Annotated in this window: 20 protein-coding genes, 1 tRNA gene and 1 pseudogene; 3 read left to right on the forward strand and 19 right to left on the reverse strand. The window is 41.2% G+C overall.

Annotated elements, in window-relative coordinates:
* Nucleotides 1-7: 7 nt before the first annotated feature.
* From rfbB to IPL34_RS11340, 16 genes and pseudogenes are all read right to left on the reverse strand, one after another.
* Nucleotides 8-1,087: a dTDP-glucose 4,6-dehydratase gene (rfbB, locus tag IPL34_RS11260; RefSeq protein ID WP_296841550.1), complete on the reverse strand. Its 1,080-nt coding sequence runs from the start codon at nucleotides 1,085-1,087 to the stop codon at nucleotides 8-10.
* The gene (locus tag IPL34_RS11265) at nucleotides 1,084-1,887 is read right to left on the reverse strand and encodes a glycosyltransferase (protein ID WP_296841551.1); all 804 of its coding nucleotides are present in this window, start codon (nucleotides 1,885-1,887) and stop codon (nucleotides 1,084-1,086) included. Before IPL34_RS11265 ends, rfbB begins: the two co-directional genes overlap by 4 nt.
* A gap of 2 nt (nucleotides 1,888-1,889) precedes the next feature.
* Nucleotides 1,890-3,008: a glycosyltransferase family 4 protein gene (locus IPL34_RS11270; RefSeq protein WP_296841552.1), complete on the reverse strand. Its 1,119-nt coding sequence runs from the start codon at nucleotides 3,006-3,008 to the stop codon at nucleotides 1,890-1,892.
* Complete coding sequence (gene wecB, locus IPL34_RS11275; protein ID WP_296841553.1) at nucleotides 3,005-4,078, reverse strand: non-hydrolyzing UDP-N-acetylglucosamine 2-epimerase; 1,074 nt, start codon at nucleotides 4,076-4,078, stop codon at nucleotides 3,005-3,007. Before wecB ends, IPL34_RS11270 begins: the two co-directional genes overlap by 4 nt.
* Nucleotides 4,079-4,133: 55 nt before the next feature.
* Nucleotides 4,134-5,177 (reverse strand): O-antigen ligase family protein, encoded by a 1,044-nt coding sequence (locus IPL34_RS11280; protein WP_296841554.1) that lies wholly within the window; start codon nucleotides 5,175-5,177, stop codon nucleotides 4,134-4,136.
* A 331-nt stretch (nucleotides 5,178-5,508) separates the two neighbouring features.
* On the reverse strand, nucleotides 5,509-6,909 hold the full coding sequence (locus IPL34_RS11285) for an oligosaccharide flippase family protein (RefSeq protein ID WP_296841555.1): 1,401 nt from the start codon (nucleotides 6,907-6,909) through the stop codon (nucleotides 5,509-5,511).
* Nucleotides 6,910-6,952: 43 nt separating this feature from the next.
* Nucleotides 6,953-8,083 carry a dTDP-4-amino-4,6-dideoxygalactose transaminase gene (gene rffA, locus IPL34_RS11290; protein WP_296841556.1) on the reverse strand — a complete coding sequence of 377 codons (1,131 nt, stop codon included), beginning with the start codon at nucleotides 8,081-8,083 and terminating at the stop codon, nucleotides 6,953-6,955.
* On the reverse strand, nucleotides 8,080-8,643 hold the full coding sequence (locus IPL34_RS11295; RefSeq protein ID WP_296841557.1) for an acyltransferase: 564 nt from the start codon (nucleotides 8,641-8,643) through the stop codon (nucleotides 8,080-8,082). The genes rffA and IPL34_RS11295 overlap by 4 nt, the downstream gene beginning before the upstream one ends.
* Nucleotides 8,644-8,647: 4 nt before the next feature.
* Nucleotides 8,648-9,706, reverse strand: a complete 1,059-nt coding sequence (locus IPL34_RS11300) for a TDP-N-acetylfucosamine:lipid II N-acetylfucosaminyltransferase (RefSeq protein WP_296841558.1) — start codon at nucleotides 9,704-9,706, stop codon at nucleotides 8,648-8,650.
* A gap of 39 nt (nucleotides 9,707-9,745) precedes the next feature.
* Nucleotides 9,746-11,323, reverse strand: a complete 1,578-nt coding sequence (locus IPL34_RS11305) for an aminotransferase class I/II-fold pyridoxal phosphate-dependent enzyme (RefSeq protein WP_296841559.1) — start codon at nucleotides 11,321-11,323, stop codon at nucleotides 9,746-9,748.
* Complete coding sequence (locus IPL34_RS11310) at nucleotides 11,313-11,621, reverse strand: hypothetical protein (RefSeq protein ID WP_296841560.1); 309 nt, start codon at nucleotides 11,619-11,621, stop codon at nucleotides 11,313-11,315. Before IPL34_RS11310 ends, IPL34_RS11305 begins: the two co-directional genes overlap by 11 nt.
* 10 nt (nucleotides 11,622-11,631) lie before the next feature.
* Nucleotides 11,632-12,198 carry an acyltransferase gene (locus tag IPL34_RS11315; RefSeq protein WP_296843062.1) on the reverse strand — a complete coding sequence of 189 codons (567 nt, stop codon included), beginning with the start codon at nucleotides 12,196-12,198 and terminating at the stop codon, nucleotides 11,632-11,634.
* 11 nt (nucleotides 12,199-12,209) lie between these two features.
* Nucleotides 12,210-13,276: pseudogene (locus IPL34_RS11325) on the reverse strand (Gfo/Idh/MocA family oxidoreductase).
* A complete protein-coding gene (locus IPL34_RS11330; protein ID WP_296841563.1) occupies nucleotides 13,264-14,565 on the reverse strand; it encodes a nucleotide sugar dehydrogenase in 1,302 nt (433 codons plus the stop codon). The pseudogene IPL34_RS11325 and the gene IPL34_RS11330 overlap by 13 nt, the downstream one beginning before the upstream one ends.
* 106 nt (nucleotides 14,566-14,671) lie before the next feature.
* Nucleotides 14,672-15,253 carry a Uma2 family endonuclease gene (locus tag IPL34_RS11335; RefSeq protein ID WP_296841564.1) on the reverse strand — a complete coding sequence of 194 codons (582 nt, stop codon included), beginning with the start codon at nucleotides 15,251-15,253 and terminating at the stop codon, nucleotides 14,672-14,674.
* A 71-nt stretch (nucleotides 15,254-15,324) separates the two neighbouring features.
* A complete protein-coding gene (locus IPL34_RS11340) occupies nucleotides 15,325-16,491 on the reverse strand; it encodes a nucleotide sugar dehydrogenase (RefSeq protein ID WP_296841565.1) in 1,167 nt (388 codons plus the stop codon).
* 380 nt (nucleotides 16,492-16,871) lie between these two features.
* Between IPL34_RS11340 and IPL34_RS11345 the strand changes: the two genes are divergently transcribed.
* Nucleotides 16,872-16,948, forward strand: a tRNA-Val gene (locus tag IPL34_RS11345).
* Between the two features lie 31 nt (nucleotides 16,949-16,979).
* Here the strand turns inward: IPL34_RS11345 and IPL34_RS11350 are convergent.
* Nucleotides 16,980-18,203: a TIGR03862 family flavoprotein gene (locus IPL34_RS11350; protein WP_296841566.1), complete on the reverse strand. Its 1,224-nt coding sequence runs from the start codon at nucleotides 18,201-18,203 to the stop codon at nucleotides 16,980-16,982.
* A 153-nt stretch (nucleotides 18,204-18,356) separates the two neighbouring features.
* Here IPL34_RS11350 and IPL34_RS11355 point away from each other — a divergent pair, with 153 nt between their 5' ends.
* Both IPL34_RS11355 and IPL34_RS11360 read left to right on the forward strand, forming a co-directional pair.
* A complete protein-coding gene (locus IPL34_RS11355) occupies nucleotides 18,357-19,037 on the forward strand; it encodes a TIGR00153 family protein (protein ID WP_296841567.1) in 681 nt (226 codons plus the stop codon).
* 11 nt (nucleotides 19,038-19,048) lie between these two features.
* Complete coding sequence (locus IPL34_RS11360; protein WP_296841568.1) at nucleotides 19,049-20,329, forward strand: inorganic phosphate transporter; 1,281 nt, start codon at nucleotides 19,049-19,051, stop codon at nucleotides 20,327-20,329.
* Between the two features lie 105 nt (nucleotides 20,330-20,434).
* Here the strand turns inward: IPL34_RS11360 and phoU are convergent, their stop codons facing one another.
* Both phoU and pstB read right to left on the reverse strand, forming a co-directional pair.
* Entirely contained in the window at nucleotides 20,435-21,157 is a 723-nt protein-coding gene (gene phoU / locus IPL34_RS11365) for a phosphate signaling complex protein PhoU (RefSeq protein ID WP_296841569.1), read from the reverse strand.
* Nucleotides 21,158-21,172: 15 nt separating this feature from the next.
* On the reverse strand, nucleotides 21,173-22,015 hold the full coding sequence (gene pstB / locus IPL34_RS11370) for a phosphate ABC transporter ATP-binding protein PstB (protein ID WP_296843063.1): 843 nt from the start codon (nucleotides 22,013-22,015) through the stop codon (nucleotides 21,173-21,175).
* Nucleotides 22,016-22,022 lie beyond the last annotated feature (7 nt).

Consider the following 22,022-nt stretch of genomic DNA (forward strand, 5'->3'; position numbering starts at 1 on the left):
TTTGTTGCTACTCTTGATTGGTTTCACCGAGCCGAGTCAACTGGTAATCACCATTCAAGACTCTTTGCCACCATATGGTATTATCTAAATACCACTGTACTGTTTTCTTCATACCACTTTCAAAACTTTCTTTTGGTTTCCAGTGTAGTTCACGTTCGATTTTACTAGCATCAATGGCATAGCGGCGATCATGGCCAGGGCGGTCTTTTACGAAAGTAATCAGGTCTTCGTAGCGTGCTTCTTGTGGGCGCAGCTCTTGCAGAATAGTGCATAGTGTTTTCACCACTTGAATATTCTGTTTTTCATTATGACCGCCGATATTGTAAGTTTCGCCAATCCGTCCCTTGGTTACAACCTGATAAAGAGCATGGGCATGATCTTCTACATACAGCCAGTCACGAATTTGGTCACCTGTACCGTATATGGGGAGAGGTTTGCCATGCAGAGCATTCAGGATAATATGTGGTATTAACTTTTCGGGGAAATGATAAGGTCCGTAGTTGTTGGAACAGTTGGTAATAATCGTCGGCAACCCATAGGTTTTACGCCACGCACGAACGAGGTGGTCGGAGCTGGCCTTACTGGCTGAGTAAGGACTGCTGGGTTCATAAGCCGTACTTTCGGTAAACAGGTGTTTTAGTGCTTGTCCGTTTTCATTAGGATGAGGTAAATCACCATAGACTTCATCAGTGGATATATGGTGAAAGCGAAAGGTCTGTTTACGCATTTCGTCCAAACCTTGCCAATAAGCACGAGCCACTTCTAGCAGTTTATAAGTACCAATGATGTTAGTTTCAATAAAGGCAGAAGGACCATCAATGGAACGATCTACATGACTTTCTGCCGCTAAATGCATAATGGAATCAGGCTGATGTTGGCGAAAGACGCGCTCTAATTCAGTGCGATTACAAATATCCACTTGTTCAAAAAAATAGCGATTTGAATCACTAACCTTTATGAGGTTTTCAAGATTACCTGCGTAGGTTAACTTGTCCAGATTGATAACACTATCATCAGTATTTTGAATAATGTAGCGAATAACTGCTGAGCCAATAAAGCCCGCACCACCAGTAATTAATATTTTCATAAAAATCTTTTAATGAACTTAAAATCGGAAATTTTTGAAATGATGTGATCGTAAAAATAATGAAGCAAAATAGCTCTTAACCATACATTAGGGCTGACCAGATGGTAATTTTTTGCAAGAATAAAAGCTTTCTGTTGAAAAATTTTTCTTCTTCCAGCAGTTATCATCGTATTTTGATTATGAGTCCTGTACATTAAAAGAGGCTCTGCAACATGTGTAAATTCAGTTTCGGCAGCGGCACGTATAACAAAATCCCAATCCTCCTCACGTAGATTCTCATCAAAACCACCTATTTCATCATAAAGTTTTCTTGAGAAAAGCATACTGCCAGCAGGGACATGTTGCCTGATGAAAACAGAATTTAAAATTTTTCCCGACAATGGCTTGGCAGGAAAAAGACGAATAATTTTCCCTGAGTCAGAAACGAATTCCTGGGCCTGAGAAAAGCAAAAATGAGAGTTTCTATTATTTTTTAGCACTTCAATCTGTTTTTCAATTTTAGTTGGTTGCCAATAATCATCTGATGCCAGTAATGCCACATAGTCACCTTTTGATAGTTCACGTATACCACGATTTAGTGTTTTGCATACGCCAATGTTACTTTGTGAAATAAAGTGAAAAGATTTTTTTTCGGCTAATTCAGTCAATAATTCAATAGAGCCATCTCTTGAACCATCATCAATAACTATTAGTTCAATATTTTGATAGGTTTGACTAATTACGCTGTCAATGGCATTAATAATGTATTTCTCATGGTTATAAGACGGTATAATGACACTGACTAAAGGATTCTTATTCATTTTTATTCTGCTAAGATAGATTGGTAAAATTTCAGTAGTTTATTGCTTTCTGAAGACCAATTGTATTTTTCAATAACAGCCTGTCGAGCATTTTTCCCCATTTCTAGCATAAGATTAGGATTAGATAGCAGTTGTTCGAGTGCTTGGCTAATATCCTTAGCTGATTCAGGATTGACACAAATTCCACAATTGTTGTCTTCTATTATTTCCTTCCATAGTGGAAAGTTGGATGCAACAATTGGAAGACCAGCACTCATGTATTCAAACATTTTATTGGGTTGCGATTCGATGTGATTTGGTGCAGGGAGAAAAGTAACAGCAGCTACTCTCGATTGAGACAGTAGTTTTGCTATCGTTTCACGATTTACTTGACCAAAATAATCTACACAAGACCAACCCATACTTGTTTTTAGCTTTTCTTCGATAGCTTTATTTGCAAAAGTACCTGCTATAGCCATAGATTTTTGAGAGCCTAATGCACAAGCATCCACAAGAAAAGAAACCCCTCTTATTTCAGATATTGCTCCAATGTAAATAATATCGTATTGCTTGCTGTGCTGTTCTATTGAATTAAAGTTTAGTTCGTCCACAAAAGGATAGTTATTTATGTCGATAGACTTTGCACCTGCATTACAGAAATGATGATTAATAGATGGTGTGGCAGCAATAATTCCATCAAGCTTTCGTATTGATTTTTTTTCATAATATTTGTATGCAGCAGCGATTAATGCTCTAAAATATTTTGGTATATATGGCTTTTCACTAATATCGTCGGCATAGTTTTCATGTGAATCAAAAATAACTTTAGAGCCGGGAAATTTACTTTTTATTTTTAGACCAATGTGAATCAATTCTGGATCATGAAAATGATAAATATCAGCACGCAAATTTGATGCCATGCGATAGACTTTTTTTGTAGAAAAAAACATGCGAGCCAAGCGATTTCCTGCAGGTTTTCCAGCATCAATAATATTTACACCTTGCTTGACCTCGTTACCTAAACCATCTGCTACAACAAAAGTAACATCGTAGCCATGTTGAGCAAGTGTGACACACTCTTTCAAAAATATTCTTATGTCATATCTTTGGTGAACGGATGAAAAGTGAACTATTTTTTTCAAGACGAAATCCTTTCACGCAAATGTTGCACAATTCTTAATGAAGCTTGACCTCCACCATATAATTGATGGGGATCCTGCACTTTTCTACCGATGTTACGTATCACTGCATCAGCGATTTTTAGGTTATCCGCGCCAACTAACTCGTTGACACCCATTTCAATGAGTTCTACCCATTCAGTTTGATCACGCATAGTGATGCAGGCTTTGCCAAAAAAGAATGCTTCCTTTTGTACTCCACCACTATCAGTGAGTACTAATTGACACTTATCCAATAGCCAGACCATTTCAAAATATCCTACTGGATCGACCAAGCGAACATTCAGTTTTAGCCCTTGCTGTGTAATGAGTTTTCGTGTGCGGGGATGCAAGGGTAAGATAACGGGTACTTGTTCTCGATGAATCTGATTAAGAGCTAGTACAATATTAGCTAAACGTTCTGGATTATCAGTATTTTCAGCTCGATGAAGAGTGGCTAGAACGAATTGTTCTGGTAGAGAAATATTAGGTGGCGCAATAGCATTCTTGGAGAATAGCAGAGCAGCATCTTGCATAACATCGCCAACTTTTAACACTTCCACATTTTTTGTAGCAAAGCCTTCATTATTCAAGTTTTTAACAGCAGTATCAGTGGGGCAAAACAGCAAATCACTAATTTGATCCGTCAATATTCTGTTGATCTCTTCAGGCATTTGCATATTGAAGCTCCGCAACCCTGCTTCTACATGAGCCACCGGAATATGCAGTTTGGCGGCAGCTAATGCACCTGCTAACGTGGAATTAGTGTCGCCATACACCAGTACGCGATCAGGTTTGTGGGATAATAATGCCTGTTCGATTTCGGCAAGCATACGACCAGTCATTTCCCCATGACTACTACTGTTGATATTTAGTTTAATGTCTGGTTTCGGAATGCCAAGCTGATTGAAGAAAATATCTGACATATTAGCATCGAAGTGTTGACCGGTATGTAGCATAATTTCTTTGATGCCACTGGTTTTTCGAATAGCATGAGAAATCACACTGGCTTTGATAAATTGAGGGCGTGCCCCAATAATGGTGATTATTTTCATAAATAATACTCTTGAATTCAATTATCAATTTCATTCTATCGAAAAGTTGTATGCATTAACGGAAAAATGAATGCAGATGAGAGGTAGATTTTTTGAGGTTAGTATATTTTATTAGCACATTTCGATTTTGTTTTTCATGTAATACACAAGTGATATTAAGTAGGACAATGATTGACATCAATTGATACCCTGAAAAAATATTATTTGTCGTCATGGTTACACAAGAAAAAATAATAAAAATGAACAGTGTTATGCCCCACTGGGATGAAATATTACGCATTGCAAGGCGTAAAAGATAAATTATATAAAATCCAAATAGAAAAATACCTAAAATTCCATACCTTTGAATTATCAAAGCGTATTCAGAGTCTATAACAGTTGAAAATTCAGACTTGGCTGGTCCCATACCAAATAATGGTGATTCATAAAAACGTTCTATGGCTAAGGAGAAATTATCTAATCTAATGTTCAAACTTTCATTTTCCCCCTCAGATGTTAGTTGAGCACCCAAATAAATATACTGTAGCTCCAATGAAAATACTAAGAAAATGATTGAGGTAATGAGTAATGTAAGTAAAATAATTTTAATTATGAAATTTAATTTATAGAAGAATAAAAAATAGAAACTGAATGTTGATAGAAATGCACCCAAAATGGTTCTACTTTGAGTTGACAATATCAAAAAGGAAAATAGCAATGCAAAAATTAAGTATTTATATGTTTTTTCTTTTAAAAATAATGTGGTAAAGTAAATACTAAAAAAGCTAGCAATGACTGCGCCGATATTAGGATCAGAGCCAGTAATGGTTATTCGATATCCAGCAAGAGCAGATGCCAAATGTGAACTATCCGCACCTAAGTATTTCTTCAGGAGCCATTCCGCAAGGAAAGGTATATTTAGAACTTGAATGTAGCCGATCAATAAAACAAGTATGGCAGACCAAAATAGTAATTTATGGAGATGTGATAAGCTCGCTATTCCAATAAAAGTTATAGCCATCATGTAAGGTACAAACTGTAAGTATTTTATTGACTCAATAATATCCCCAGAAACAGGCGATGAATAACCAGCCGCCCAAGAAAATAAAGCAGAAATCATAACCATTAACCCTAATGCTAATGGCATAAGTGATGCAGTATTAAAAAAAGATTTCTTTGATAAATGTAATAAAATTATTAAGAAAACTATGGGGCTTATGAGTGTGACGAGATAAATATGTATATCACCAAAGGCTATGGAGGGTAATGTAATTGAGGATAGTAGCCCTAAAAATAGTAAATTAACCATTAATTTATTTGGCCGAGTTGTTTTCTTGATATTTTTATCGTACTGCATTTTAATTTAAGTGGACTTTATGGGGATTTAAATAAATTAACTTTTGATTTTTTAATTTTACAAAAAAGTGTTTCTGTATTACTTGAGTGTGATTTTACGTAAATGTAAAATTTATTGCTTGTCGTGCAATGTCACGAAAAATGAACAAAGCAAATACTAATAAAACACCCCATAACACCATAAGCATTACAACATGGCTTTCACCCAATAAGCTAGCAGCAATAGCTAACATCACGCACATAAGAGAGAAAAAATAGAGTGCTAATCTGGGTATTGGTTGCCACACCAATATGGCAAATTCAGTGCGGCATACAAAGAATATCCAGAAAGAAGCACAAGTACTCGCTGCTGCACCCGCTGCACCGTAATGGGGAATCAACAGGTAATTTCCTATAAGATTTGAAATTAAAGCGATTACTGAAGCAGCTAGCGCAAAAAGCGTTTTCTTAGTGATACCAATACCTACAACCGTAGTTTCAGACAGGGTATAAAGCAATGGAAATCCAAGACAAGCGGCAATAATGTACTGTATGTTATGATAAGCATCTGGCAAGATAAGGTTTATCACCCATGAAAATAGCCCAACAAAGCAAAAGATCAATATTACAATAAATAACACATAATTCGTAACTTGCTGCACTTTATCCAAATTTTTTCCTGAACTTACCCACTTATAAACAGTGGGAGCCCATACTGTCGTGAAAATACTTTGAAAAATAGTCGCTACTGCGGCAAAACTTACGGCGACTGAATAAATACCTAGTTCTTCATAGCTAGATAAAGCACGTAAGAAAACTTTATCTACTGAGATTAACCCCCAATAAGCTAATCCTCCAAAAATAAGTGGGATGGAATAGCGTAACATGCTAAGAATTTTTTCGTTATCAAATTTTTTCGGAATAGCTGCTAAAATTTCTTTGCGTGTATTCCATCCATAAATTATGCAGACTAATAAAATAGATAGAGTGTGTGCTGCGATAATTTGCAGGGTTGTGAAGTTAGAGTCTAGTAATACATATGAACTAATTAGGAAAAGAAAAAACACTTTTGGTAGAACTTGGCTCATTGAAAAAGCCAGCCCTCTTTCTTGCATTCGTAATATCAGGGATAAAAAGCGAGAAATAAATGAGGCTAGCAGGCAGAGCAAGATTAAGATGCCTAAATGCTTATCATCCAAATTAAATAGCCATATCGATATTTTTTCTGGTTGAAATGAAAAGATCACAAGTGTAAATGAAAGTAGTAAAAAGCCAACTCCTATAGTGTTTTTTAGTAGCAAGGGTGTATTGTTGGATTCATGAAACTCGCGAACGTAGGCTTGATCTAGTCCTAAGCTGAAAATTAATAGTACAAAACTAATGGTTACTTGCAGCATAGACAAGCGACCAATGTCATCTGGCGAAAAAAACCATGTAATAACAGGTAAGGTAATTAGACCTATTGCTGCTGAACCAATAGGTCCAATAGAAAAATGTAAAATCTTTTTAGTGTTCAACTAAAGACCTTGAGTAAGTATTTTTTACGCTTTTGATTGGGCTTCATGCGAAAAACTCGCTAACCGCTTGAGTAACAGCTTGTTGAGTTTTACGTTCCATTCCAAACCAAATAGGTAGTCTGACTAAGCGTTCGCTGTCTTGCGTTGTATAGCGGTCAGTACCATGAAACCGCCCAAACTGCTTACCCGCTGGTGCACTGTGCAATGGAATATAATGGAATACAGAAAGAATATTGTTTTTACTCATATGTGCTAAGAATGCTGAGCGTTGCTCTATATCTCTGCATTTGAGGTAAAACATATGCCCGTTTTGCTGGCATTCGGCTGGAGTAATGGGGAGTGAAAGTATCCCGTGCTGTTGCAAATCATTGAAAGCAGTATAGTAGTGATCCCACGTAGTTAAGCGATTGTTATTGATAACTTCTGCACGTTCAAGTTGTCCCCAAAGGTAAGCTGCTTGGATTTCTGAGGGTAGGTAACTACTGCCAATATCAACCCAAGTATACTTATCTACCATGCCACGAAAGAAGAGACTACGGTTTGTGCCTTTTTCGCGTATGATTTCAGCACGCTCTATAAACCGCTCATCATTGATTAATAGTAAGCCACCTTCACCGCCGCTGGTATAGTTCTTGGTTTCATGGAAACTGTATGTGCCGATATGTCCAATTGTGCCTAAAGGTTTGCCTTTATAGGTTGCCATCATGCCTTGAGCAGCATCTTCAACAACAAACAAATTATGACGCTGGGCAATGTCCATGATGGTGTCCATTTCACACCCAACGCCTGCATAGTGTACGGGGACAATGGCTTTTGTTTTGGGAGTAATTGCCGTTTCAATAAGGGTCTCGTCAATATTCATGGTATCAGGGCGAATATCCACGAAAACGATCTTCGCCCCTCTTAGCACAAAAGCATTGGCAGTACTTACAAAAGTATAGCTAGGCATGATGACTTCATCGCCGGGTTCAATACCGATGAGGATAGCCGCCATTTCCAGCGCATGTGTGCAGGAGGTCGTAAGCAAAGCTTTTTTGCAGCCCGTTGTCTCCTCAAACCAGCGATGGCAACGTTTGGTGAATTCGCCGTCACCTGAGATTTTCGAGCTTTTCATTGCTTCCAGAACATATTGCTCTTCATTTCCTGTCAGAGGTGGTTTGTTAAATGGAATCATTTTTGATACTCCTCAAGAAATTGTTTTTCCAGAACTAATAGTTCTTTACTGCGATCTTTAATTTTTTTAGCGGGATTGCCAACATAGATGCTCCATGCTTCAGTTGACTGACGCACTAACGACATTGCGCCCACTGATGTTCCTTCGGCTAAGGTAACGCCGGGCATTATCATTGAGCCAGCTCCAACAATAGAGTGTTCGGCAATGTTAACTGTTGATATAAACTCATTTTTATATTTTTTAGATATATTAGAGTTTGTCATGGTCATTCCACTGTAATCGTCCGACTGTGTGAATATTTTTACGCCGTATGCAAAAGTACAAAAATCACCCACTTTCATGCCTAGTTGACCGCCTGCAAATAAACACATTGGTGTTATGTGTACAAATCTTCCGATTTTGATTTTTCCAGAAATTACACAAAAATCATCTATTCTTGAGTTGTCACCAATTTCTATTTGATTATGATTATAGATGCTGGCTTTTTTGCTGATTTTTACGTTTTTACCGATTTTCTTAAAGCCAAGTTCTAATAGTTCTTGTTCAGTGTAATAAGCCATGGCTTTAATCCTCGAAAATTTTTTGTAACTGTGATTTGAGCGTTTCTTTGTTAAAATAATTTTTTATAATTTCAGAGTTCTTCAGAGATTGCTCTGAACTCAGGCTAGTCAGATTTTCTTCTGAACCAATGTTGTCAAAATTAAAAATTTTAAGGTTCATTTCTGAAAGGGTTTGCCAAGGTGTTATATCATTGCGCATATAGACCTTCTTACCTAAGCCCAACAGCGAGATGGTGTTACCCATTGCTTGCTGGCGTTTGTGTGCGAAAATCGCGATGTCTATATTGGCAAGAAGCTCTAAATATTTATCGAATGGCATAAATTCTGTGAGGGGAATGAATTTTTCACCAAAAATTGCTTTACCTTTTTCGATAATCTGTTTGGCATGGTTTTGATCACCGTAAGAGAGTGGGCAGTATATTTTTATATCTTCGTTCTTGTAAGGAACTAACTTTTCAAGAATTTCTTCATGGTTGTTGCTGGGATCGGCGGAGTTTCCTATCAATATATTGGTACTTTGATCATGTCTTGGGGGCAGATCGTAATCAGTAAAAGTATTGCTAAGATACATGATGCACTCATGATATTTACCTTTTGTACCGTACCATTGTTGTGCTAGGTGATAATCGCCTTCAATGTAAGTTACAAAATTACCTATACGTTTTATGATAAAACTGCGAAGTAGCTCTTTTAGTTTATAGTTTCTGTCATTATTGCCTAATTGATGGTAGTAAAGATCACCACCCCACATAACCCAGTAGCATTTTTTTAGAATCCAAGGTGTAAAAAACAATAAGATAACTAACTTTATATCAAATAAACCATGCAGAATAACTTTATCAGCTTGATGTATTTTCAGTAGAGCTTGGAGATAATATGAAAGCCCATGTCTAACTGTTTTCTTCGCAATATATATATTTTTATCTTTTTTTATAAGCTCTTCTTCCATGCCGCTAGTGAGTAGAAAGAAATGCTTATAATAATCAAAATTTTCTTTGATTAGATTAATGAATTTCGGAGAAAAAGTGTTGCAAGGTAGAATGTGAAGGATTTTTTTTGGCATTTGGCGACTAGTTAATTTTAGGTTTGAGGTTGGCTTTATTTATTTGCTCAAGATTATCTGTACATAATCCTGTTGAATGGCTGTCAAATCCGCCCCCATCGGCAAACTCATCACACGCTGCGCTCTATCCTTCGCAATCGGCGTACAATCCCCACAACACAAATCCCGATAAGCAGGCTGTTCATTCAAAGGCACAGGATAATGCACCGCTGTTGGAATCCCAGCTTCCCTAAACCGCGCTTCCACCTCACTGCGGTTTTCCACCAACACCGTATACTGCGCAAACACACTCGTCCGATCATCCCGCTGCTGTATTCGCTGCACCCCAGCCTCATCCATTAAGGCATTATACCGCTGCCCAATGACAACCCGCTGCTCCACTTCCCAATCAAACCGTTCCAGCTTCGCCAGCACCACCGCACATTGCAGCGTATCCATCCGCCCACCCACACCCACACGGGTATGGTAATAACGCCGACTCTGCCCATGAATCCGAATCTCCCGACAAGCCTGATAAATGGCATCATCATCGGTAAAAATCGCCCCACCATCCCCATAACAACCCAAGGGCTTACTCGGAAAAAAACTAGTACAACCAATCGTAGAAAGATGACAACTCTTCCTACCCTTATACGTCGCCCCGAAACTCTGCGCTGCATCCTCAATCACTGGCAAATTATACTTCGCCGCAATCGCATTAATCTCATCCATATCCGCAGGTTGACCATACAAACTCACTGGCATAATCGCCTTAGTCCGTTCAGTAATTTTAGCCTCAATCAAACCCGCATCCATATTACAAGTATCTGGCTCAATATCCACAAACACCGGCTTTGCACCCAACAACACAATCACCTCAGCCGTCGCCACAAAGGTAAACGGCGTGGTAATCACCTCATCCCCCGCACCAATCCCCAATGCCATCAAGCTGATCAACAAGGCTTCCGTGCCACTGGCCACCGTAATGCAATGCTTCGCACCCGTATAAGCGGCGAGCTTCTTTTCCAGTAGTTCCACTTCTGGCCCCATGATATACGTGCCATGTTGCAAAACCGCATGAATATTACGCTGTAATTGCGGACGGATGGCACGTTGCTGGACAGCCAAATCAATAAACGGCATCTTTTCTGGCTTTTTTGACCATGCTGCCAAACCTTGCTCCAGTAACTCTTTCGGATGCAAGGCAAGTATCTTTGAGGATTTCAAAAACCACTTATCACGGGTGATAATGACCGGGTTAGGCAAATACTGCTCTGCCAGAAAACCAATTAACTGATCTTCCAGATCATCCCCGACCTCAGCATCCAGCGTAGCCAACTCATCCCCCACTTGTGGCAGTGGCTTGAGCAAGCTACTCAATTCTTGTAACAAGACACGAGCCGCCTGAATCGATTCACGCCGATTCTGAGCATCTTTTGCCAAGGCACGCTCAAGCAAGTAATACACCGTACTCAAGGTATGGGGTGCATACCAAGCCTCTACTTCACCATTACGTACCAACTCCAGCACGCTCACCGCATCTGCGTAATAAGCCCCGCGTGCAGCCAAAGCATCAACCAAGACATTGGTATCAAAAACGAGCTGTATTTGAGTGTGTTTATAGCTATTAACGACCAAAATAACGTTCCTCTAGGGCATCCTGTAACATTTGCTCATCATCACCAATACTAGAGCTAGGGCGCGTCAAAGCTAATCTACCCAACAGTTGATTTAACCGCTCCTGAAGACTTCCGGGCTTTGCTGGCGGTACTTTTCCTAATGTTTCAGGTACAGGCAAATCGACGAACCAATCGCGAGCTTCCAGAAGTGCCTCGTCCGGTATTTCCACCTGGTAGCGCATGGGGGCATCGGGTTTTAAATAAATCGGATGTACAAACTTTACCTGACCGTGTTGAACAATAATTTCTGCTTGCATGGTATTATCCTTACGTTGTGACCTGACCCGCTTTAAGCATATAGGCTTTGCCGGTATGCGGGCAAATTGCCATCCCGTCACCGGTCAGTGGCAAATCCAGTTTTTCACCGTGTTCGCTCATCCAGCCAATCTGTTTGGCAGGTACACCCACCATCAGCGCGTAAGCAGGTACATCTTTGTTAACAACAGTACCTGCACCGATAAAGGCAAATTCTCCAATGGTAACACCACAAACGATGGTACAGTTAGCCCCTAACGTTGCACCACGTTTGACTAGGGTATTGCGGTATTCATCCTTACGCTCCACTAATGCCCGTGGGTTATAAACATTGGTAAATACCATGCTAGGGCCGCAAAACACTCCATCTTCCAGTATTACATTGTCATACACAGAGACATTGTTCTGCACTTTGCATTGATTGCCGATCACGACCTTGTTGCCAACGAAGACATTTTGCCCTAGGGATACACCATTACCAATACGAGCACCTCCGCATACATGTGCCCAGTGCCAAACCCGACTACCGGAACCAATTTGAGCACCTTCATCAACGATAGCAGTGGGGTGGATAAAAATGTCATTCACACCTAAAACTCCAATGGCAAAGAGATAGTCTTACCATCACGTGCCGACAAATAAGCTGCAATCAATAGTTCCAGCGACTTTAGACCTTCACGCCCATCCGTCTCAGGTTCAGCATGACCACGCATTACCTCTACTATATTGTTGTAATACAGCGGATGCCCAAAGCCATACACCGAAGTGGTTTCATAATTGGCACTCTGAATGTGTGCATCATAATCACGTGGTTCGTCAAACTGCCATAGCTGAATGTCGTTAACCGCAACTCCACCAATGCGTACTGTGCCTTTATCACCTAAGATCGTGATTGAACCTTCTAAGTTTTTGGGATAAGTCAGCATAGTAACTGCCATAGAACCTAGTACCCATTGCGCCAGCGCACGTTTAATACGCCCGTATCTTCCACCTCAATATCACGGGTGGTGCTGGTCATGGCTTGAACTTTATCTACTGGACCTATGAGCCAATCTAATAAATCAACATAATGGCTAGCTTGATTCATGAATGCACCGCCATCGAATTCCCATGTACCTCGCCAGCCATTACCTTGGTCATAGTAGGATTGAGGACGCGTCCAAAATACATTGAGATGCACCATGTGAATTTTGCCGAAACGTCTTTCCTCAGTGGCGCGTTTGAGTAATTGTAAGGTGGTATTGCGGCGGTTCTGCTTGACTACAAATAACCGAACGCCTGCCTCATCACAGGCTTTTACCATGCGTACCCCATCAGACCAACGAGTAGCCATCGGCTTTTCAGTGATGACATGTACACCGTATTTGGCAGCTAATACAGCTTGGTCGGGATGTAGACCACTGGGTGTACATAACGCCACCAGATCAGGTTGGTGGCGCTGTAACATGTCTTCCATACGAAGGTACGCGGGTACATCGAAGCGCTCTGCATAAGGAGCTGATTGAGTAGGATCAATATCACAAACAGCGACTAGCTCCAGATCTTGTTGATGCTGCTCAATAGAGCCAAAATGATTTTTGGCAATACGCCCGCAACCTACAACAGCTATGCGGATTTTACGGTCAGTAATGGTAGGGAACATAGTTATAGACGCCATACGGTAATGTGAAGTGCCTGCAAAGCAGCAGGATCGTATAGAGATTTGATGTCAGTGAGTACCGGTTTACTACCCCGTAGCAATGCATGCAATTCTTGTGGCTTCAGTTTAGTAAATTCTTGGTGCGCTACAGCAACAATTAAGGCATCAACAGGAGCTTGAGGGGTAAGTTGAGTGAGCTTGACCCCTGAATATTCAGCCGCTACTTCTTCAGCATTAGCCCAAGGGTCAGTGACTACTGGAACCACGCCAAAGTCTTCCAGTTCGCGAATAATATCAATCACTTTAGAGTTACGTATATCAGGGCAATTTTCCTTGAACGTAACCCCCATTACGCCTACTCGTGCACCGTTAGGATTTACACCATTTTGAATCATCTTTTTGACCGTAGTACGTGCAACATAGCGACCCATATTGTCATTAATACGCCGACCTGCAAGAATCACTTGGGGAATATAGCCTAGTTTTTCTGCTTTATCAGTCAGGTAATAAGGATCAACACCAATACAATGGCCCCCAACTAAACCTGGGCGAAAGGGTAAAAAGTTCCACTTGGTTCCAGCAGCTTCTAAGACACTCACTGTATCTATGCCCATCCGTGAGAAAATAATACTCAACTCATTCATTAATGAAATATTTAAATCACGTTGGGTATTTTCAATGATCTTAGCGGCTTCGGCGACTTTAATGCTAGGTGCTAAGTGGGTGCCTGCTTTAATAATCTGTTGATAAAGTTGGTTAACATAGGCGGCGACCTCAGGAGTAGAGCCGGAGGTTACTTTTTTAATAGTAGTTAAGGTATTAACTTTATCACCGGGATTAATACGTTCGGGAGAGTAGCCTGCGAAAAAATCTACGTTAAACTGCAAGCCTGATACGCGCTCAATCACAGGAATACAATCTTCTTCGGTAGCCCCCGGATATACGGTAGATTCATAAATGACTACATCACCCCTTTTAATAACCTTTCCTATACTTTCGCTAGCTTTGATGAGAGGCATTAAATCAGGACGTTTATGTTCATCAATCGGGGTGGGTACGGTGACAATAAAGATATTTGCATCCCGTAAATCATCTAATTGGGTCGTATAGTGTAGGTGCTTAGCTGCTTGTATTGCTTCGGGCGTCGTTTCTAGCGTGTGATCATTACCCCCTTTGAGTTCCTCTATACGTGCTTTATTGATGTCAAAGCCGATGGTGGGGAGGATTTTGCCAAACTCGACCGCTAGGGGCAGACCAACATAGCCTAAACCAATGATAGCAAGGGTTGATTCTTCAATAGTTTTCATGAGTTTACGATATTTTTAAAGATAAAATAAGCTAGAAAGGCCAGTAAGGATAAATTGTAGACTTAAACAATTATAGGATTTTATATCAGGCAAAATATTGTATATATTACCTTGCCACATCCAAGCCCACTTCCTTACGCACCCGCCGATAAATATACTGCACAGGCACATCTAACTCGACCGACTCTAAACGAAACGTATCATCAGTCCGATACCGCTCAAGCTCCCATGAAGTACGTCGCCGCCACAAACGCACTAGAGGTACATCTTGCGATACCACCACATATTCCAGCAAACTAGGAATAGTCGTATAATTATCAAACTTTTCTTTCAGGTCAGTGCGTTCAGTACTGTCCGATAATATTTCTACAATTAGGGTTGGGTTGGTACAAATATACTCATCCTCATCCCGAATAGAACAAGTTGCCATAATGTCAGGGTAATAAGCAAAATACTCACCTTTTTGCTGAGCCACTGTCTTCATATCAGACTGCCACACCCGACACTCTTCTCTCAGATGTGTTTCGATCAAAGCATGAAACGAGCTAGCAATAGTATTATGCGTTCTACTTGCACCTGCCATAGCATAGATACGCCCCGCTACATACTCACTGCGCATGTCAACATCATGCTCACCTAAAAGATAGTCTTCCAGTGAAACAAAGTCATATTTTAGCGCCTGTGCCATACTTATCACCTGCTCGAATGTAGTGAATACTGAGCGTATCAGCGTAGAATTAACGTTGCAAATGCCATTGTTTAGTCACTTCCAAACAAATCACGCGTATAAACCTTATCGGCTACATCTAGTAACTCATCCACCATACGATTAGCGACAATCACATCACTCATCTGTTTAAAGGCGTCTAAATTACGAATGACGGCTGAGCGGAAAAAGGTTTCCTCTTCTAGAACAGGCTCATAAACCACCACATCGATGCCTTTAGCCTTGATGCGTTTCATAATCCCTTGAATACTAGATGCACGGAAATTATCCGAACCTGCTTTCATAATCAAACGATAGATGCCTACCACACGCGGATTTTTAGCAATAATGCTGTCAGCAATAAAGTCTTTGCGTGTGCTATTAGAGTCTACAATGGCACGGATTAAGTTCTGTGGCACTTGATTATAGTTAGCGAGTAACTGCTTGGTATCTTTAGGCAAACAATAACCACCATAGCCAAACGAGGGGTTATTATAATGATTCCCGATGCGTGGATCTAAACTGACACCCTCAATAATTTGCTTACTATTTAAGCTATGTGTCGCAGCATAAGTATCTAACTCATTAAAATAAGCTACTCGCATTGCCAAATAAGTATTAGCGAATAATTTAATCGCCTCAGCTTCGGTAGCGTCTGTGAGTAGTACTGGAATATCTTTCTTAATAGCCCCTTGTTGCAGCAACTTGGCGAACAGTTGCGCCCGCTCTGAGCGTTCACCCACCACAATACGCGAGGGGTGAAGATTGTCATAGAGCGCTCGACCCTCGCGTAAAAATTCAGGCGAGAAAATAATATTGGGGCTACCCGTCTGCTTTTTAATCTGCTCCGTATAACCTACCGGAATAGTCGACTTAATGATCATGACGGCTTGTGGATTGATGGTCATTACATCTTGAATCACAGCCTCAACTGAGCGGGTATTAAAGTAATGAGTTTGAGGGTCGTAATCGGTGGGAGTGGCTATAATCACGAAATCAGCATTGGTATACGCATCTACTTTATCGAGGGTTGCACGAAAGTTAAGGTCTGTACGTTTAAGATAAGCTTCAATCTCTGTATCAACAATAGGGCTAATGCCCTGATTAAGTTGTTGAACTTTAGATTCAACAATGTCTAAGGCTACGACCTCGTGAAAGGGCGCGAGTAACATAGCATTAGACAGCCCTACATAACCAGTTCCGGCAACTGCAATTTTCATAATAGTGATTAATTTTAAGTAATTTAGATACGCTACCGCCCTACTGTGTCATTCCAAGTACTAGGCGAGTATATAGTGTGGGTCAATGGAAAAAATTAATGGAGATTATATTATATAGTGATCATCAAAGGATTTACTGAAGATTTAGTCTTTGATATTAATTAAGCTTAGATAGAATGCTCATCATCATTTAGTCAATAATTTAAGTATAAATTAAGGTTATAGATAAAACATAGCTTAGCTCTACATGCCCGAAAGGATAGTGCATGAGAGCTAAAAATTCCAGCTAGAAATCGCTCGTTGGTAGCATTTTACGTTTTTTTGGATCATAGCTTGCGAAAAAATAAATTCTGGTTATAATAATTACCTCTTCAGTTTACAGGCATATAGCTCAGTTGGTTAGAGCACCACCTTGACATGGTGGGGGTCGTTGGTTCGAGTCCAATTATGCCTACCAAACTTGATCTCAAATACTGTTTTTATAAAAATTAAATTTTATCCTTTAAGTATTTAACTACCCCCAATCCCCCCGCTTTGCCGCTTGCTAAACAGGCATTCAGTAAATACCCGCCAGTGGCTGCTTCCCAATCTAACATCTCGCCTACACAAAAGACTTGCGGTAATACTTTGAGTTGCAAATGCTCATCTAAAGCATCCCAACAGATACCACCAGCCGTACTAATCGCCTCATCTAGTGGTGTAGTGGCATGAGTAGTAACAGGGCAATGCTTAAGCCATTGGCAGATCAATGGTGTGCTAGCCTCTTTGGGTAAAGACTCAAAGATTAGTGCTGTTTTAGCACGATCTAGTCTGAGCTTGCTTTTAAAATAGGCTCCCCATGTCTTAGTGTGGGGTTTGGCTTGTAAGATCTTGAGTAATTGGCTCTCAGTGTAGTCGGGACACAGATCAAGATAAAAGGTAGCTTTACCATAAGCCTCTATAGCATCACGGATTCGAGCGGAAAAAGCATACATCAAGCTTCCCTCAACCCCACGCTCCGTTAGCATTAGCTCACCTTTGCGCGTTTCTATCTGCCCCTGAAAGTCAGTGAAGGTCAAGGTAATTGCTTTAATAGGATGACCGGCGCACTGTTCTGTTAAATAAGTGCTCCAATTAACTAAAAATCCACAGTTAGAGGGTTTAAAGGGGCTAAGTTTGACTCCTTTAGCGGCTAGTACAGTATACCAAGCTCCATCACTACCTAGTTTTTTCCAACTCGCTCCGCCTAAGGCAAGTACTAAGGCTGCATAAGGGCGAGTCACAATTTGCTCAGGGTTTTGCAATACGATTTCATTAGTATCATTCCAGCCTAGCCAGCGATGGCGCGGGTGTAGCTGTAGCCCTTGACGTTTAAGCCGTGCCAGCCAAGCACGTAACAAAGGGGCTGCTTTCATTTCTTGAGGGAACACGCGACCCGAAGTGCCGATAAAAGTGGTAATACCGAGATCATGACACCATTGACGTAATGCTTGGTTATCAAACGCACGTAATAAGGGCGTAAGCTGAGCTTGGCTCGTACCATAACGTGTTATAAAGGTCTCAAACGGTTCCGAGTGGGTGATATTCAGACCGCCAATACCGGCTAATAGAAATTTGCGCCCCACAGTGGGCATAGCATCGTATAAGTCGACTTTAAAACCCGCTTGTAAAATTTGCTCTGCCGCCATTAGCCCCGCAGGTCCTCCACCAATAATCACTACACTATTTTTCAAGGCTAGATTCCTGTCTGATACGTCAAGTGTTGGTCTACTAATAAAAGTATGAAAGTGCACCTAATTTTTTGTAACAAAAGTGTCATAAATCTTTTATTTCCCTAATGGGTTGCGGATAATGCGCCACTTCCCCCATTGTAGAGAGATTGAATCATGGTCGCTAAGAGTTATATATCGAGTTTGTTCGGTAAATCCCCCATTCGACCGCTACAAGAGCACATGGCGGGTGTATATGAGGGCGTGACCCACCTAGTCCCTTTAGTCCAAGCCATGAATACTAAAGATGAAACCACCGTATCAAGTGCGCATCAAAAAATCGTAGATAGTGAACATGCCGCAGATGTGATGAAAAAAGCATTGCGTCATCATCTACCACGTAGCTTATTCATGCCCATGGATCGGCGTGATTTACTCGATGTACTCCTAATGCAGGACAAAATTATTAATCTAGCCAAAGATATTGCGGGTTTAGTCGTCGGGCGCAAGATGGTACTACATGAGAGCCTACAAGAGCCATTCTTGCAATTCACCGTTCGTTGCACGGAAGCGGTAAAGCAAGCTTTAGAAGTGATTAATGAGCTAGATGACTTACTAGAAAGCGGCTTTAGAGGGCGTGAAGTGGGGCATGTGGAAGACATGATTCATGTATTAGATAAGATCGAAAATGAAACGGATCAAATGCAGGCCAAGTTACGTCATCAACTGTTTGACCTAGAAGACTCGATGCGTGCTACGGATGTGATGTTTACCTACCGTCTGATCGATTGGATGGGCAATGTGGCAGATGATGCGCAGCGCGTGGGTAGTCGTTTACAGCTCATGTTAGCCAATTAAGGAGTACTCTCATGGACTTTATTTTTGAGGGTATGAACCTTTACATTTTATTAGCCGCTGTTTTTGGTTTATTTATGGCGTGGGGTATTGGCGCAAATGACGTGGCTAATGCTATGGCAACATCGGTTGGCTCTAAAGCGATTACTATTAAACAAGCTTTGATTATTGCAGCTATTTTTGAATTTGCAGGGGCTTATTTAGCAGGAGCAGAAGTCACTGAGACCATACGCAAAGGGCTAGTGCAGCAAGACGCCTTTGCAGGTAATCCAGAGCTAGTGATTTGGGGAATGCTGGCGTCTTTATTAGCGGCTGGATTGTGGCTTTTAATAGCGACTCAACAAGGCTGGCCAGTATCAACCACTCATACGATTGTGGGCGCTATCGTAGGATTTGCAGCAGTAGGGGTTGGAACCCATGCCGTGGATTGGGGCAATGTAGGCTCGATTGCTATGAGTTGGGTCTTTTCGCCAGTCTTGGCGGGAATTGTTGCCTTCGTGGTTTTTATGAGTATTCAAAAACTTATTATTGATACCCCCAACCCCTTGGAGAATGCACGGCGCTTTGGTCCCTTATACCTATTTTTTGTCGGCTTTATTCTATCACTGCTCACGATCAAAAAAGGCTTGAAATACGTGGGTATTCATTTCAGTGATAGTGCTGAGTTAGCAGTCGCTTTAGCGATTGGAACAATAGTCGCTTTAATCGGTTATCTATTAATTAATAGAGTCAATATTAGTTCAACTTCAGAGAGTAGTACTACCGCACGGCGACGTTCTCAGTACTCTAACGTGGAGAAAATTTTTGCAGTGATGATGGTGTTTACGGCCTCGGCTATGGCGTTTGCTCACGGCTCTAATGATGTCGCCAATGCAGTAGGTCCGATGGCAGCGGTACTAAGTGCAGTACACAGTGGAGCCGTAGAGGCTAAAGCGGCTGTACCCTCATGGGTATTATTATTAGGAGCGATAGGCATAGTCATTGGTTTAGCTACCTTGGGTTATAAAGTCATTGCGACCGTAGGGACTGAAATTACTGAATTAACACCTACTCGTGGTTTTTCTGCTGAGTTTGGTACCGCTTTAACCGTAGTGATGGCATCGTATACGGGCATTCCGATTTCAACGACTCATACATTAGTGGGGGCGGTATTAGGGGTAGGCATTGCACGAGGCATTGCGGCGATTGATCTTAGGGTAATGGGCGGTATTTTACTGTCATGGATGGTGACTTTGCCAATGGGTGCCATTCTGTCGATTTTGTTTTTCTTTATGCTCAAAGGCATGTTTAGCTAATTTCACCTCGTTTAAGCACCAAAACGTAGGGGCAAATCTAGGTGTTTGCCCCTAGCTGTATAAGGCTCCAAAGCTCTGATAAGCCTTATTTTAAGGTACAGAGTATTAATTCAATTTTTTCACTGGGGCATTAGCGAGTACCGCTTTTACTTCCTCTTTGCTGGTGTGGCGAATATCTTTACCATTGACCAGATAAATCACATACTCACACACATTACAGCAATGATCACCGATGCGCTCTAGAGCACGCGCACACCACACCACATTCAGACTGTGCTTAATATTGCGCGGATCTTCCATCATCATGGTAATCAATTGACGGTAGATAGCCTCAAACTCGCGGTCAATCTCTAAATCTGTCTCAGCCACTTGCATGGCGCGGGTAGCATCTACTCGTGCAAACGCATCTAGAGTATCGCGCAACATGAGTTTGACGTGCTCACACAAATGACGTAAAGCGAGCGTTAAATTAGTATCGAGTTGTTCTGAGGCTTCAGCCGCATAACGACCGATTTTTTCAGCCTCATCACCAATGCGCTCTAAATCGGTAATGGATTTAATAATCGTCAGGATTAAACGTAAATCGACCGCAGCAGGTTGGCGGCGAGCGATAATACGCGCACATTCTTCATCAATAGCCACTTCCAGTTTGTTAACCTTATAGTCATTACGTGCTACTTCAGCGCCTAACTCGCTATCTTTTTCCAGTAATGCTTTGACAGCATTACTGAGCTGCTCTTCTACCAAACCACCCATTTGTAGTACGTGGGTACGTACTACTTCCAATTCTTGGTTATAGGTGTGAGAGGTATGTTGTGTAATCTCCATGCAGATACCCCCATATTAACCGAAGCGTCCGGTAATATAATTTTCTGTTAATTGATGCTCAGGATTAGTAAACACGGTATTAGTATCATTCACCTCGACTAATTTGCCTAAGTGGAAATAAGCAGTACGTTGTGAAATACGTGCCGCTTGTTGCATCGAGTGAGTCACGATACAAATCGTGAACGATTGACGTAACTCCTCAATCAACTCTTCAATAGTAGCCGTGGCAATCGGGTCTAGTGCCGAGGTAGGCTCATCCATCAGAATCACTTCTGGACTCACGGCAATAGTACGGGCGATACATAAGCGTTGCTGCTGCCCACCTGATAAACCTGTTCCAGGTGAGGAGAGGCGATCTTTTACCTCATTAAACAACCCCGCTTTTTTCAGGCTATCTTCCACAATATCATCTAGTTCAGCTCGATTGGCAGCTAGCCCATGTAAGCGTGGACCATAAGCCACATTGTCATAAATAGATTTAGGAAAAGGATTCGGCTTTTGGAATACCATACCTACGCGTGCACGCAACAGCACGGGATCTAGGTCTTTACTATAGATGTCCATACCATCTAAGAGTAGTTGCCCAGTGACCTTAGCATCTTGAATAGTGTCGTTCATGCGATTGAGACAGCGTAGATACGTGGATTTACCACAGCCTGAAGGGCCAATCATGGCAATCACTTCATTGCGTCCAATATCTAAATCGACATCAAAAATGGCTTGCTTAGCTCCGGCGTAAAACACATTCACTGCCCGCGTTTTAAACTTAGCATTGTCTAATAAAGGTTTACCTACTGTATGAGTAATAGCAGCAGAGAACTCATCGCGGTTTTCGGCACGGGTAGTAGCATCTAGCATAGGGTTT

It is taken from the genome of Thiofilum sp. (assembly GCF_016711335.1).
In the GTDB taxonomy this organism is placed as follows: Bacteria; Pseudomonadota; Gammaproteobacteria; order Thiotrichales; family Thiotrichaceae; genus Thiofilum.

What these genes read in the sequence shown, in the direction of transcription:
- rfbB (WP_296841550.1), bottom strand. Translation starts at nt 1,087, where the DNA reads ATGAAAATATTAATTACTGGTGGTGCGGGCTTTATTGGCTCAGCAGTT.
- IPL34_RS11265 (WP_296841551.1), bottom strand. Translation starts at nt 1,887, where the DNA reads ATGAATAAGAATCCTTTAGTCAGTGTCATTATACCGTCTTATAACCAT.
- wecB (WP_296841553.1), bottom strand. Translation starts at nt 4,078, where the DNA reads ATGAAAATAATCACCATTATTGGGGCACGCCCTCAATTTATCAAAGCC.
- IPL34_RS11280 (WP_296841554.1), bottom strand. Translation starts at nt 5,177, where the DNA reads ATGATTTCTGCTTTATTTTCTTGGGCGGCTGGTTATTCATCGCCTGTT.
- rffA (WP_296841556.1), bottom strand. Translation starts at nt 8,083, where the DNA reads ATGATTCCATTTAACAAACCACCTCTGACAGGAAATGAAGAGCAATAT.
- IPL34_RS11295 (WP_296841557.1), bottom strand. Translation starts at nt 8,643, where the DNA reads ATGGCTTATTACACTGAACAAGAACTATTAGAACTTGGCTTTAAGAAA.
- IPL34_RS11300 (WP_296841558.1), bottom strand. Translation starts at nt 9,706, where the DNA reads ATGCCAAAAAAAATCCTTCACATTCTACCTTGCAACACTTTTTCTCCG.
- IPL34_RS11310 (WP_296841560.1), bottom strand. Translation starts at nt 11,621, where the DNA reads ATGCAAGCAGAAATTATTGTTCAACACGGTCAGGTAAAGTTTGTACAT.
- IPL34_RS11330 (WP_296841563.1), bottom strand. Translation starts at nt 14,565, where the DNA reads ATGAAAACTATTGAAGAATCAACCCTTGCTATCATTGGTTTAGGCTAT.
- IPL34_RS11335 (WP_296841564.1), bottom strand. Translation starts at nt 15,253, where the DNA reads ATGGCACAGGCGCTAAAATATGACTTTGTTTCACTGGAAGACTATCTT.
- IPL34_RS11340 (WP_296841565.1), bottom strand. Translation starts at nt 16,491, where the DNA reads ATGAAAATTGCAGTTGCCGGAACTGGTTATGTAGGGCTGTCTAATGCT.
- IPL34_RS11355 (WP_296841567.1), top strand. Translation starts at nt 18,357, where the DNA reads ATGGTCGCTAAGAGTTATATATCGAGTTTGTTCGGTAAATCCCCCATT.
- IPL34_RS11360 (WP_296841568.1), top strand. Translation starts at nt 19,049, where the DNA reads ATGGACTTTATTTTTGAGGGTATGAACCTTTACATTTTATTAGCCGCT.
- phoU (WP_296841569.1), bottom strand. Translation starts at nt 21,157, where the DNA reads ATGGAGATTACACAACATACCTCTCACACCTATAACCAAGAATTGGAA.
- pstB (WP_296843063.1), bottom strand. Translation starts at nt 22,015, where the DNA reads ATGCTAGATGCTACTACCCGTGCCGAAAACCGCGATGAGTTCTCTGCT.